At 39.2% G+C, this 12,458-nt stretch carries 11 protein-coding genes; 7 read left to right on the forward strand and 4 right to left on the reverse strand.

What is annotated here, in order from left to right:
• Window positions 1–77: 77 nt before the first annotated feature.
• Entirely contained in the window at window positions 78–923 is an 846-nt protein-coding gene (locus CLV96_RS15385; RefSeq protein ID WP_208325414.1) for a methylated-DNA--[protein]-cysteine S-methyltransferase, read from the forward strand.
• A 32-nt stretch (window positions 924–955) separates the two neighbouring features.
• Here the strand turns inward: CLV96_RS15385 and CLV96_RS15390 are convergent, their stop codons facing one another.
• The gene (locus CLV96_RS15390) at window positions 956–1,705 is read right to left on the reverse strand and encodes a lysoplasmalogenase family protein (RefSeq protein ID WP_004788058.1); all 750 of its coding nucleotides are present in this window, start codon (window positions 1,703–1,705) and stop codon (window positions 956–958) included.
• Between CLV96_RS15390 and CLV96_RS15395 the strand changes: the two genes are divergently transcribed.
• The 6 genes from CLV96_RS15395 to CLV96_RS15420 all read left to right on the forward strand — a co-directional run bounded on the left by CLV96_RS15395 (window position 1,704) and on the right by CLV96_RS15420 (window position 8,124).
• Window positions 1,704–2,363 (forward strand): hypothetical protein, encoded by a 660-nt coding sequence (locus CLV96_RS15395; protein ID WP_004788045.1) that lies wholly within the window; start codon window positions 1,704–1,706, stop codon window positions 2,361–2,363. The two genes, CLV96_RS15390 and CLV96_RS15395, sit on opposite strands and share 2 nt — an antisense overlap.
• Window positions 2,364–2,562: 199 nt before the next feature.
• Window positions 2,563–4,065: a choice-of-anchor D domain-containing protein gene (locus CLV96_RS15400; RefSeq protein WP_004787951.1), complete on the forward strand. Its 1,503-nt coding sequence runs from the start codon at window positions 2,563–2,565 to the stop codon at window positions 4,063–4,065.
• A 20-nt stretch (window positions 4,066–4,085) separates the two neighbouring features.
• Window positions 4,086–6,128, forward strand: a complete 2,043-nt coding sequence (locus CLV96_RS15405; RefSeq protein ID WP_004788072.1) for a S8 family serine peptidase — start codon at window positions 4,086–4,088, stop codon at window positions 6,126–6,128.
• Complete coding sequence (locus tag CLV96_RS15410) at window positions 6,106–6,477, forward strand: hypothetical protein (protein ID WP_243836512.1); 372 nt, start codon at window positions 6,106–6,108, stop codon at window positions 6,475–6,477. Before CLV96_RS15405 ends, CLV96_RS15410 begins: the two co-directional genes overlap by 23 nt.
• 30 nt (window positions 6,478–6,507) lie before the next feature.
• Entirely contained in the window at window positions 6,508–6,783 is a 276-nt protein-coding gene (locus tag CLV96_RS15415) for a hypothetical protein (RefSeq protein ID WP_004787948.1), read from the forward strand.
• Window positions 6,784–6,945: 162 nt separating this feature from the next.
• Complete coding sequence (locus tag CLV96_RS15420) at window positions 6,946–8,124, forward strand: integrase core domain-containing protein (RefSeq protein WP_134152037.1); 1,179 nt, start codon at window positions 6,946–6,948, stop codon at window positions 8,122–8,124.
• Between the two features lie 161 nt (window positions 8,125–8,285).
• On the opposite strand, the gene CLV96_RS15425 is transcribed toward CLV96_RS15420, so the two are convergent.
• From CLV96_RS15425 to amt, 3 genes are all read right to left on the reverse strand, one after another.
• Entirely contained in the window at window positions 8,286–9,611 is a 1,326-nt protein-coding gene (locus CLV96_RS15425; protein WP_004787845.1) for a type II toxin-antitoxin system HipA family toxin, read from the reverse strand.
• On the reverse strand, window positions 9,604–9,963 hold the full coding sequence (locus tag CLV96_RS15430) for a helix-turn-helix domain-containing protein (RefSeq protein WP_269209440.1): 360 nt from the start codon (window positions 9,961–9,963) through the stop codon (window positions 9,604–9,606). The genes CLV96_RS15425 and CLV96_RS15430 overlap by 8 nt, the downstream gene beginning before the upstream one ends.
• A 238-nt stretch (window positions 9,964–10,201) precedes the next feature.
• The gene (gene amt, locus CLV96_RS15435; RefSeq protein WP_004787993.1) at window positions 10,202–12,292 is read right to left on the reverse strand and encodes an ammonium transporter; all 2,091 of its coding nucleotides are present in this window, start codon (window positions 12,290–12,292) and stop codon (window positions 10,202–10,204) included.
• Window positions 12,293–12,458: the final 166 nt, after the last annotated feature.

Genomic DNA, 12,458 nt, shown 5'->3' on the forward strand with positions numbered 1-12,458 from the left:
CAAACAATTTGTATTTTATTTTAAGAAATCGCAAGAATCGGGTTTTCAACCATTGGCGAATCCTTTAAGATTTCCTTGTGGATTCTAATCACAAACACTATGAAATCATAAAAAACTCCATCGAATATGTTTTGGAGCATTTTGAAGAACAACCCAACTTGGATATTTTGGCTGAAAGGGTTTCGTTAAGTCCTTTCCATTTTCAAAAGGTTTTCCGGGTTTGGGCTGGTGTATCACCAAAAGAATTTTTGCAATTTGTTACGGTGTCTCACGCCAAACAACTGTTAAAGGAATCAAATATTTTAGATACAACTTATTCTCTGGGGCTATCCAGTACAGGACGTTTGCATGATTTATTTGTAAAATTAGAAGCCATGACTCCTGGTGAATTCAAAAGAGGAGGTGAGGGAATGGTTTTGCAATACGAAGTATTTCCTTCCGCTTTCGGAGAGATCCTTTTGGTGTCTTCCGAACGAGGGATACAGTCTCTTCAATTCATCGATTCTTTGGACCAAGGGATCCAGGATAGCAGAAGGGAATTTCCAAACGCAATTTGGAAAGAAGGCGGATCGAAAGATCACCAAAAACTAAAAGACTACTTTCAAAAATTTGTAATTCCAGAATCGCCAGTTCCACTCTATTTATACGGAACAGAATTCCAATTTAAAGTGTGGAAATCTTTATTAAAAATACCTTTGGGAAGCCTTTGTACTTATGGAGACATTGCCGAATCCATAGGGCAACCCGCTGCCCAAAGGGCAGTGGGAACGACGATTGGGAAAAATCCCATTGCTTATCTAATCCCTTGCCACCGTGTGATCCAAACATCAGGTTTATTTGGTGGGTATCGGTGGAATCCGAGTCGAAAGCGAATGATCATTGCTTGGGAACAATCTAAGAAATTGTCGCCAAACAATGATTGATAAAATTCGAAAAATGTTATCGAAGATTTGATTTAGATATGTCTTGTGTGAGAGACAAGAAAGAATCCCACTAACAAAAAACTTTGTGCAATTAAATAGGTGACCCAAGGCACTTGGAATTCCCATTTTGGGTGTCTTGTTCCATTGATTGTTGTTTCTCCCATCACCGCATCAGACAAAAGGAAAAACCCAGCGCCAATTGCTAAATACATCCATACGCCACCAAATGTTAGATAGGCGTTAAAACATAAGGAAACAAAAAAACACAAGACAAGCCCGTAAACAAAGGCAGAGGCCATTACCCATTTGGAACGATTGGGATTGTACACTCGGAAATAAAAAATTAGGGCTGGTAAAATCAATAAAACAATGGTGACAACATAAGGCAAAACGCCAGTATAAAGTTCATTCCAAGTGGTTAATTTCCAGAAAGATAATAAAAAGAAAACTTGGGCAATGGCAAAACTAAAAATTCCGCAAAGGACCGGGTCTTCCATTTGTTTTTTGGCAATAGGGAACTGTAGGTTAAACCAATCTCCTAAAAAAGAAAACCCAATGGCATACAACGGATAAGAAAATCGTGCATGCCCTAATTGAAATAATAACCAAGCAAACAGCAGGATTTGAAAGGAAAATCCAAGATATATGCCACGAGAATGTTCTAGACGTTTGAGTGGATTTGGTTCCCCTTGCAATGTAAACCAATGGATAAAAAAGGCCGAAATGATGGCAACAGGAATGGTTGTGAGAATTAAGTAATATACCATGGTTGATTTTAACATGATTCAAAAAAAAATGCAATCAAGTTGGGCGTATTTATTATTCTCTTTTAGTTTTTTACTTCTTCTGTTTTTTTTGGATTCAAATTGTAAATTGGGTCCTTTTATAGAAACAAAGAGAAGAGGGCAGCAGTTCTCTCCTACCAATTTGGAAGACAAAGAAAGTTATTTGGTTTTGCGATTGGTTCGAGGCAAAGACCAATCCATTGGAAATGTGGAAGAAATTCCAGTCAGCCTAACATTTGAAAGTAACCAAGTTACCACAAAACAACGGTTAAGAATTTATCCACTCCCACTAGCAAAATCGAAACAACCCTTTTTTCTATTTTTTCCTTCTCAATCAGAGTATCAGGAAGACATGTTACTTGTTGGGTGTTTGTATTTTTTCCCAATTCCGAATTTCTTTCATGGGAGTTTGCATTTGGAGATCCAACAAACAAAATCACCCACAATGCAAGAGTTTGTATTTCAAAAAACCGTTCCGTATGATTGGCAAGGAAACCGCACCAAATACTGGGAATACGACTTAGATCATAGCGAAATTACGGACAAAACAATCCCTTCTCTCTCGTCTTACAAGCATTTGGAGTGCGAAAATGACATTCGTCATCGTAAGGAAATCCCTAAAAATGGTATCGTAAGCCCACCTGAAGATGACTGACCGACAAACCGAATGATACGATCGCTTTCTCTTTGGGCCTAGATTCATAATTTTTTTTCAACCAAACCAGAACTAACGTTCTAAAAACGCTCACAAAACATTTTTAACGTAATTTCTGCAAGCTGAGGAAAATAGTACAATTGCTAAATCCTTAGGGAAAAACTAGGGTGGTTGAAAATTGAAATCCTTCCGAGTCACTATGAATTTAAAAAAGAACATTCTAATTCCCTTATTATCTTTAACTACATTAGTCGCTTGTCCTGGTGGCGGGGGTGGTGGAGGCGGAGCTGCCTTTGCCTTGTTAGGTCTTGGCGGCGGCGGAACTGATGTTCCTGCACCCAAGTTAGAAATTACATATTCAGGTGTAGTTCGTGAAAGTGGTGCAACGATTAGCTTAGGATCAGAGCCAATCAACACAACAAATGGGAAATTAGCCTCCCTAACTATACAAAACAAAGGGAATGCATCTTTGAGTTTACCTGGTTCACCAATCGTTACGTTAGGTGGAGCAGATAGTGCTCATTTCCAATTGACCCAACCAAACCAAACTACTTTGGCTCCAAATGCTTCTGTTACTTTTACTTTACGATTCAAACCAACTTCAATAGGTTTAAAGACGGCGATTGTTAGTTTATCCACTTCAGATCCGGCTCTCGCTGCTTTCCAATTGACGTTTACTGGGACTGGTGGGCCTGCTGCAGCACAATTGGCAGTATCCCAAGGAGCAACTGAGATTGTAAGCAATGGAAGTTTTAATATGGGAAGTGTAGAAGAAAAATCTTCCGGATCGGCGGTACAGTTTACTGTTCGTAACTCAGGAAGTCTTTCATCAACACTTGGGAACCCTGTGGTGGAAAGTTCCAATGGACAATTTACAGTTTCTACAGTTACAGCGGCAAATGGATCTTCCCTAGCGCAGGACGGTACGTTTACATTTAACGTAACTTTTTCTCCAACCACTTCTGGTGCAAAATCAGCAACAATCACTGTCGCTGGGACACCAACGAATTTTATCTTTACGCTCAATGGAACTGCTACTGTAAAACCAGAGCCTAACATTGCGATTTCACATAACTCTAGTAGTTTTACTTCTGGTGGAACCATCCCTACCTTCGGAGCCTTTTGGCCTGGGATAAATTCCGGCTCAAAAACAGTGACTATTACCAATAATGGAACTGCTAATCTTACTGGCCTTGCAGTGAATGAATTTAGTGGAGATACCGATCAATTTACTACGAGTGCTGCTGGGTCAGCGACTTTAACACCGGGTCAAAGTACAACTTTTACGGTTAGTTTTCTTCCTTCTACGACCGGTGCAAAAACGGCAGTGGTGCGAGTGACAAGTACAAATGGAAACAATGGAACTGCTTCTTCTGCTGACATCACTGTAGAAGGGACTGGAAAATCCAGTGCTGCCGTTTTAGTATCCTGGACTGCCGCAAAAGAAAAAGCTCCCAATGATACAGATGGGGGATATAAGGTTTGTTATAGCAAAACCACTGGTTTTGATCCAGCGGGTGTGAACGGAACTACCATTTTCTGCGATACTGTAGCAAATACAGGTGGGAATACACCTACTTCAAAAGCCATATCTGTCAACACATACGGAACTTGGTACATCAAGGTCTATGCTTTCGGAAAATACAATACCGCTGGCGGGGCACCTTCGACTCAAATTTCGATTAACGTGCCGCAAACCTAATCTAAGGAAAATTAAAAGATATGAAAATTATGATCAGTCGCAATTCAAAACTCAAAATTTTAAGTCTACTAGCACTTGTTGGATCAACCGTTCTCGTTTCGGATCCAATCCAAAGGAATATTTTATCTGAACCGTTTCGATTCCAAAGTGCTTTATCCAATGTGGCTACAAAATCAGGGATCTCGAATCGACCTGACTTTGCACCAGATGAAATTGTCATCAAATTCAAACCACACATTGCAAACGATGAACTTTTTTCTCGTTCTAGATCTCTTGGTTTTAATGTGGAAAATGTAAGTAAAAGAGCACATTTTACGACCGTAAAGATTGCGAATACCGAAACAATTGAAGAGGCAGTGTCTCGTGCTAAAAGAGATCCTGCTGTAGAATACGCAGAACCAAAGTATTATTATTATGCGCAAGCAACTGCTCCAAATGATACAGATTTCGGTAAACTTTGGGGTCTGAAAAATAATGCACAGACGATTTCCTCACCATCTTATACAATCAATAACCCAGGGACCTCCGGGAATGATATGAATGTGTTAGGTGCTTGGGATGTAACGACTAGTTGCAGTTCCATCATAGTAGCTGTATTAGATACTGGAATCAATTATAACCACGAAGACTTGTCAGGAAATATGTGGGATGGGTCTGCGGGTTGCGTAGATAAAAATGGTACTGCCATTGGTGGTGGATGCCCAAATCATGGTTGGGACTTTGCTGGCAATGGTATTGTAGCTGATAATGACCCTATCGATGAAGAAGGTCATGGTAGTCACGTTGCAGGAACCATTGGAGCAGTTGGAAATAATAACAAAGGAATTTCTGGAGTTTGCCAAACAGCAAAACTGATGTCAGTCCGAGTCTTAGGTGTCGGTGGTGGAAGTAATGCCTCCGTTGCCGATGGGATTTATTTTGCAGTAAGAAACGGTGCCAAAGTCATTAACATGAGTTTAGGTGGAGCTTCTTATAGCCAATTGATCTATGATGCAGTTGAATACGCAAAATCCAATGATGTTCTTGTTGTGGTGGCAGCAGGTAATGAGAACACAGATTTGAAAACTGGGAACTCTTATCCTTGTAAAAACAATAACACCAACCAAATCTGTATCGCCGCATTGGATCAAAATTATGCGAGAGCAAACTTCTCAAATTATGACACAACAACGACTGCGGCAAATCGAACTGTAGATTTTGGCGCACCTGGAACCAACATCCATAGTATCTTTGGAAGTGAAACCACCTTTGATGAAGGAGCTTCTAATTACACTGGTTGGACCACAGAAGGTTCAGGTGGAGCAGTTACTTGGGCATATCAAAGTTGTACGGTTGGTACTGGAACTTTAAAAGGTCTGGCACTCCCGAATGATTGTTCCGTGATTGCATGGAACTTCACACCACCTTATCCAACACCAACTTCCGTTGCATTTGGTTTAGATCGAAAAGTTTATAAAACGTTTACGATCCCGGCTAACTCAACAAAAGTATCAGTCTTCCATACTATTGTTTCGGACGGAGAGGGATACACTAACTCTTGTTATGACTATACGGAAGCATATTCAAAAAATGCGACCGGGAGTCCGTTCACAGGCGGATCTCTTATGACCATGGCAGATTACAATCGCCAAGTCTATGCTACGAAGTTTTGCCGTCTGGGAAATGTTTCGTTTATTGGATCTGAAGAAGTTATTCTCAATAGTTGTATGAATAGTGCGAATACCAATTGTACTGTTGGATATCGTCACGTGTCCGATTTTTCCACTCAAAATGGTGGAGTTATGATTGGGGATTTTCACTTGAGTGCCTGGATTCGATCGAACAACAGTTACGGTCTTTATAATGGAACTTCGATGGCCACTCCGAATGTAGCAGGTGTTGCTGCTCTCATTCGAGCTTACAATCCTTTATTAACTCATGCAGAAGTAATACAGAAGTTGATTGATGGAGGGACTGCAACTGCTTCTCTCTCTGCCAATACAAAATACGGTAAATCTATCAATGCAAACGATTCCGTTAAACATCTCAATCAGGTGACAGGTGTTTCTGCAACACTTCAATAAAGTTCTTCTAATTGGTCTTTTTATCCCTTTTGTCAGTTGTGCAGAAGGGGTGAAAACCCAATTGCCTGAAAGGAAAAAACCAACGAGTCCCATGATCATCCAGCAAGACATAGGCAAAGGAGATTACATCGTCGGTACGGAAACAGAACTAACAACAGAAGAATGGAAACATTTACTTCAAGGTTTTGGTACTTACCAGTTGGAACTTCAAATCAAAAATAAACCTGCTTATCGAATTCAGTTCTCCGATGATCCCGGATTAGAAAAGTTGAAACTGGAACTAAAACAGAATCTACAGATTCGTTATGTAGAAACAAATGCCAAACTAGAGAAAAAAAACAAGGACTAAAATGAAAAGTAAATCTGTCTAAACTGGACAGTGCGTTTCTTCATTCTCCCGTTTTTCTTTCTTTTTTTGCTCTTTCAATGTACAAAAACCAATCCTTCCTATGAAGCCTGCGAACGAGCCGATTTAGATTATCTGGCTTGTTCCCTTCTTGTTTACCAATCTTATTCCTATTGTTCCGAAAGGTCTTCTGCCGTCACCGGAAGTACAGAAACAAAAGCTTCGGCAAAGTTTCAATGTGACGCCGAACGATTGGTAGGCTCTTATCTTTGTGAAGACTTAAAGAAAAAAGCCTGTGGTACAAAATAGGATCATTTGGCATTGGTATCATACTTTTTGTAAAGTATGTATTGAGACAAAACTGTAAAGGGTATACGAGTACACTCAAAAAAGGTATGGGAAGGTCAGATAGGTAACAAAAGAGACAACTCACATAGGTAACACCGACAATGAGTATCGGAGGACAATCCGATGCCTTGGAAGGAAACCAAAGTGATAGAAGAAAGAATTAAGTTTATAGCAGCTGTTAAAAGTGGCAAATGGTGTTTTGCTGATCTTTGCAGAGACTTCAACATCTCAAGAAAAACTGGATATAAATATCTAAAGAACTACGAGTCAGAAGGAATCGATGGACTCAAAGATAAATCCAGAAAACGGATCACCCAATCCAATGAAACTCCAGAAAAAATTGTTCGATTGATTATAGATTTACGAGAAGAACATCCATCTTGGGGACCTAAGAAACTTCGGCCCATATTAAAAGCACGATTCCACAGGCTAAAACACATTCCCAGTGAAACAACAATTGGTAATATTCTTAGGAAAAAAGGACTTATCAAACCAAAGAAGAAACGACCGAGAGTTCCACTATCTCTCTTTCCATTTTCTGATGTTGTTGCTCCTAATGATGTTTGGTGTGTCGACTTTAAAGGCCATTTTACTGTAGGAAACGGGCATCGTTGTGATCCTTTGACCATAACCGATGCGCATAGTCGTTATCTAATAGCCTGCGAAATCTTGAACAAAACGAATGTAGAGCAAACAAAAGCCGTATTTGAAAGGGTTTTTAAAGAGTATGGACTTCCGCAGGCAATCAAATCAGATAATGGATCACCTTTTGCAAGTAAGGCCATTGGCGGCTTAACTAGTCTTTCTATATGGTGGTTGAAATTTGGGATCCGACCGGAACGTATAGAACCAGGCAAACCATCACAAAATGGTCGCCACGAAAGAATGCACAGAACACTCAAAGAAGAAACTGCATTACCTCCAAGGTCTAGTTTGGATGCTCAACAGCTTGCCTTTGATAGATTCCGTGATGAGTTCAACAAGGTAAGACCGCATGAAGCTTTAGGTTTTCTTACACCTTCTAAAGTCTATAAATCTTCTAAAAGGACATTCCCAAAAAGAATTCTAGAAGTAGCTTATCCAACTCATATTGTTACAGATAAAGTTCACGAAAGTGGTTTTGCGCAGTACGGGCCCCATCGAGTGTTCTTTGGGAATCCTTTTATTGGAGAGGTAGTTGGCTTTGAAGAGATCTCTGACAGGCATTGTCGTCTTTACTTTTCGAATGCAATTCTTGGAATTTTGGATTTGTATACAAGTAAAGTGTTGAAATACCAGAGAATATTGTATAGAATTGACTAGCAAAAGTGTAACCCATGTGAGTGATCTAATGTGTTACCGATGTGCCTATCCATACAATCACCTATCGCCTGTTATGCGACATAATATACATTCTCGGAAGTCGATCAAACCGCACTCCAACTCCAACAATCGATTTTTCTACCGCTCGGGAGAAAACTAAATTAGATAGATAGGTTTAAGTTTTTCTGGATTGGGATTATAAGTGAATTCGGGACATTGGATTGTTTGGCATATTTTTTCCAGGAGGAAACGATATCTTGTGTCTGAGTTATAATGGATTTGATTTGTATATTTTTTAAGTCTGCTTTTTTACCCAACTCAATCAGATCTTCCAGTTGAAACTTTTCTCGTTTTCCATTAATGCTCATTTGATGACGGCTCGTCCATTGTCCATTGGGATTATAACTGTATGTCATATCATAAGCAGGCGATAAATTCCATTTCCCTGTTTTATCCATTAAAAATGCTATGTTTTTCGTATGATCATCTTGGTTACGGGATATGACATTGAAGACGGTTCTTCGAAATTGTTGTTCTAACGCACTTCGAGTGTTTTCTGAAATGATTTTACGAATCACATCAAAAGTTTGTTCGTAACTATAAGCACCTGCCATGTTAAAATCGTAATGAGCAATAGCGCAGAGTGATTGCATATGCAATTTTTCACCTCCATTGGTGCGATCAAAACGTTTTGTCATAAAATGGTGTCTGCCATTTTCTTCGAGAAGTTTTGAATCCATCATCTGTATTCCGCAATCTAAAGCCATTCGATAGTACGCATATTCGATTGCCCCAAACCCTTTAGGATCATTCAGCTCTTTGTCTTTATTATTTTGGATTCCATCTAGTTTTAGAATCCAATAAGAATAATCTTCTGTAGTTTTTACTTGCCCAGAACGAACATCGCCTGTTTTTTCGTTATAAGCAATAATACATTTTGCCCTTGCACCACCTGCGGATGTTCCAATCGTCATTAAACTTGTCAAAGATTCATTTAATTTCTTTTGATTCTCTAATTCTAACTTTGCAGTGAATTTTTTACGATTACTTAAGATCTCAGATGCTAACTCCACCATCTCTGCAATTTCAATGGGAATATTTTTTGTCTTTAATTTATATGTTGCTGGTTTAAATTCTAAAGCACCCATTCCGCGTTCACCGATATAACACAATCTTTCTACTGGATTAAATGATGTTGAATCTCTTCCTATTTTAGAAAGCCAAACATCAATTAATGCGTTCCCAAATTTATCAGGAAGGGAATCGGCAAACATACCTGGTAAACCTTTAAAGGTATCTACATTTAAATTTCGAAATGAGTATAAAGATCTGCTTTTGGGCATAAGGAGAGGCGAAGGTTCTACAGGAGCATTTAAAAAATCATTTTCATATTCAAAAGAAGCAAATCCCCCTTCTTCATTCCAAAAAATATAACCAACTAGCGTTCCCCATAAAAAAACCTTCGCCAAAGTGACTGGTTCACTCATTTTGGTTTCCCCAGACCCATTTCTCGTTTTTGTTAGGTGCTACTTCTTTTTGTTTTCTTACTCGTTGTTTCAGTTTTTTTGTTTTTGATTTCGCAATCAGCGACAACGAAAGGTTGGGATCACGAAAGGTTAGTTGCAAATCGTTGAGTAATTCTAATTCTTTTAAGAGTGAAAGTAAATTGAGTAAGGAAATATTTCCTTTCCCTGTTTCTAAGCGAGCTATGGAGGAAAGCGAAACTCCACTTTTTTCTGCAAGTTCTTCCTGTGACAGGTCCATTTGGACACGTCTCCCTTTTATTGAAGACCCTATTTTTTCCAGAATGACGTATAAACTTTCTTCAGACCAACCCATACTAAATAATAAAATATGACAGGTTAATTATTTTTCAATACTTATTTGGTCATATTTGGATAGTAATCGAATACTACATAATTTGCCATATATGACAATTAAAAGTAAATAATTGCTATAAATAATCCTATAAGACTGTTTATGGATACCGCCAACTTGGTCTTAGATATCAACTTTTGGTCTTTCTAAAAGCCATTCCGTTTTGTTGGAATGACTGACTTACGAATCTTTGTTTTCCCTATGTGGCAAATTGGAAATAAGGTAAACTCACTTCTGGTTCACGTATCCTTTGTTTGACGAGGAAGGTTTTGATTTTTCCTTTTCCCTTCACTTCAATTTCCCCTCTTTCTTCTAATTCAAAATCAGATCGGATTAGATCAGCCGTAGATTCAGTAATTTGAATTTCATTTGGTAGGCCATGTGACTCCATCCGGGAAGCAAGGTTGACAGCATCTCCCCAAATATCATAAATAAATTTTTTGGTTCCAATCACACCAGCAACTACAGGACCTGTGTTGATTCCAATTCGCATACTGAGTTTGGTTCCACTTTTCCCCAGCCTCAATCGGGAAAGAAGAGATTTCATATCCCAGGCCATATGAGCTGCTAGTAAAGAATGAAACTGATCAGGTGCAGGTAACCCTGCAACTGCCATATAAGCATCTCCTATGGTTTTGATCTTTTCCAAACGATACTTTTCAGCGAGGACATCAAAATAAGAAAAAATTTCATTTAAGATGCGAACCACTGCTTCAGGTTTCATTCCTGAAGAAATTTGTGTAAAACCTACAATGTCTGCAAAGAGAACAGAAACTTCTGGGTAACTATTTGCAATTAATCCTTGTTTTTCTTTTAACTCTTCTGCAATAGATTTTGGCAAAACATTTAACAGTAGTTTTTCGGCTCTTTCTTGTTCATTGCGCACCTTTTCATATGCATTTGCAATTTCAACGCGAGAGTCTTCGTTTTCTTTCAGAGTGGAACGAACCTTTCCTAGAACTAAGTTATACCTTTCTGCGATTTGGCCTACTTCAGTAAAAGGTTCTACTGGCACATCAAGAGTTAAATCTCCCGTTTTGTGTTGGTAATCCATTGATAAAAAAAGATCTATGAGTTCTGTAGTAGCCTTATGTTCAGAAATATTCAAACCCATCCTTTCTTCTGTTTCATCTACTCTTAGATGATAGATTCGATTGATGCCCTTGAAAATAAAATAGGAAACACAAAACGCAAATAGACCAATCACTAATGCACCCAAAACTTGGATGAGTAAAAAATCCCCACGTCCAATTATTACACCTAATCTATCCAAATCCCCAAAAATTCCAACTGCCAAAGTTCCCCAAAGCCCACCAACGAGATGGACAGGAACCGCACCAACTGCATCGTCAATTTTCCATCTTTCTAGTAATTTTTCAGCAGGAATCGTAAGTGCTCCGGCAATCATTCCAATCAAGGCAGCTTGTGCCGGGTCTACACAATCGGCACTGGCAGTAATGGAAACAAGCCCCGCCAAAGATCCGTTTAATGGAGAGATGGCCTCCGGATATCCCTTTACAAACCAAGTCAGAAACAAAGCCACCATCATTGAAAAACCTGACGCAATAATGGTATTTAAAATTACGATTGGAACAGATCCGTTAAAGGCTAATGTGCTCCCACCATTAAATCCCATCCATCCAAACCAAAGAATTATTCCACCTAACATTGCCAGAGGGAGATTACTTCCTGTCACAGCCTTAGAAGGTTCACCGTCTTTGAATCTTCCGAGTCTTGGACCCACCACGAGAAGGAGAGCCAAAGAAACCCAACCACCAACACTATGTACTTGAGTGGATCCAGCGAAGTCATGAAACCCTAATTGCTCCAACCAACCCTTGGATGTTTCTGTGAATGTCCCACCCCAAACCCAGTGCCCAACAATTGGGTAGATGATGCCGGAAATAAGAGCTGTAGCGAGAAGATAGGATGGAAACTTTAAACGTTCAGCAACAGCACCGGAAACAATCGTAGATGCAGTTCCGCAAAACATCAACTGAAACAAAAAGAAAGTGGGAGGCCAAGCATTGTCTTTAGGAAAGTTAGGTAAAAATAAATCGGTACCTAACAATCCATAAAAGGATGACCCAAACATGATTCCAAATCCGAAAAGATAAAATAGAAGAGTCGCAACTCCGAAATCAGCTATGTTTTTAATCGCAACATTGATTGAGTTTTTTGCCCGAGTCAGTCCAGACTCCAATACTAAAAACCCTCCTTGCATCATTAACACAAGGCCTGAACAGACAAGTACCCATAAAATATCCAATAGACTTTTTTGAACCGACATCCCTACCCTCGAATTCTATTCCATTTTTTTGAAAGACTGAAATGGACCTGATCCTATGAGATAATGACTATTTTTTATCGATCGGCAAGTCGAATTCTAAGCAATCTCACCTAACAATCATTTTAAAAAACAAACGAGTCGTGCTAAAAAGGGTTATTTTGTCTAC

The sequence above is a fragment of the Leptospira meyeri genome (assembly GCF_004368965.1).
GTDB classification, from domain to species: domain Bacteria; phylum Spirochaetota; class Leptospiria; order Leptospirales; family Leptospiraceae; genus Leptospira_A; species Leptospira_A meyeri.

What these genes read in the sequence shown, in the direction of transcription:
- CLV96_RS15395 (WP_004788045.1), top strand. Translation starts at nt 1,704, where the DNA reads ATGATTCAAAAAAAAATGCAATCAAGTTGGGCGTATTTATTATTCTCT.
- CLV96_RS15390 (WP_004788058.1), bottom strand. Translation starts at nt 1,705, where the DNA reads ATGTTAAAATCAACCATGGTATATTACTTAATTCTCACAACCATTCCT.
- CLV96_RS15400 (WP_004787951.1), top strand. Translation starts at nt 2,563, where the DNA reads ATGAATTTAAAAAAGAACATTCTAATTCCCTTATTATCTTTAACTACA.
- CLV96_RS15405 (WP_004788072.1), top strand. Translation starts at nt 4,086, where the DNA reads ATGAAAATTATGATCAGTCGCAATTCAAAACTCAAAATTTTAAGTCTA.
- CLV96_RS15420 (WP_134152037.1), top strand. Translation starts at nt 6,946, where the DNA reads ATGCCTTGGAAGGAAACCAAAGTGATAGAAGAAAGAATTAAGTTTATA.
- CLV96_RS15425 (WP_004787845.1), bottom strand. Translation starts at nt 9,611, where the DNA reads ATGAGTGAACCAGTCACTTTGGCGAAGGTTTTTTTATGGGGAACGCTA.
- CLV96_RS15430 (WP_269209440.1), bottom strand. Translation starts at nt 9,963, where the DNA reads ATGGGTTGGTCTGAAGAAAGTTTATACGTCATTCTGGAAAAAATAGGG.
- amt (WP_004787993.1), bottom strand. Translation starts at nt 12,292, where the DNA reads ATGTCGGTTCAAAAAAGTCTATTGGATATTTTATGGGTACTTGTCTGT.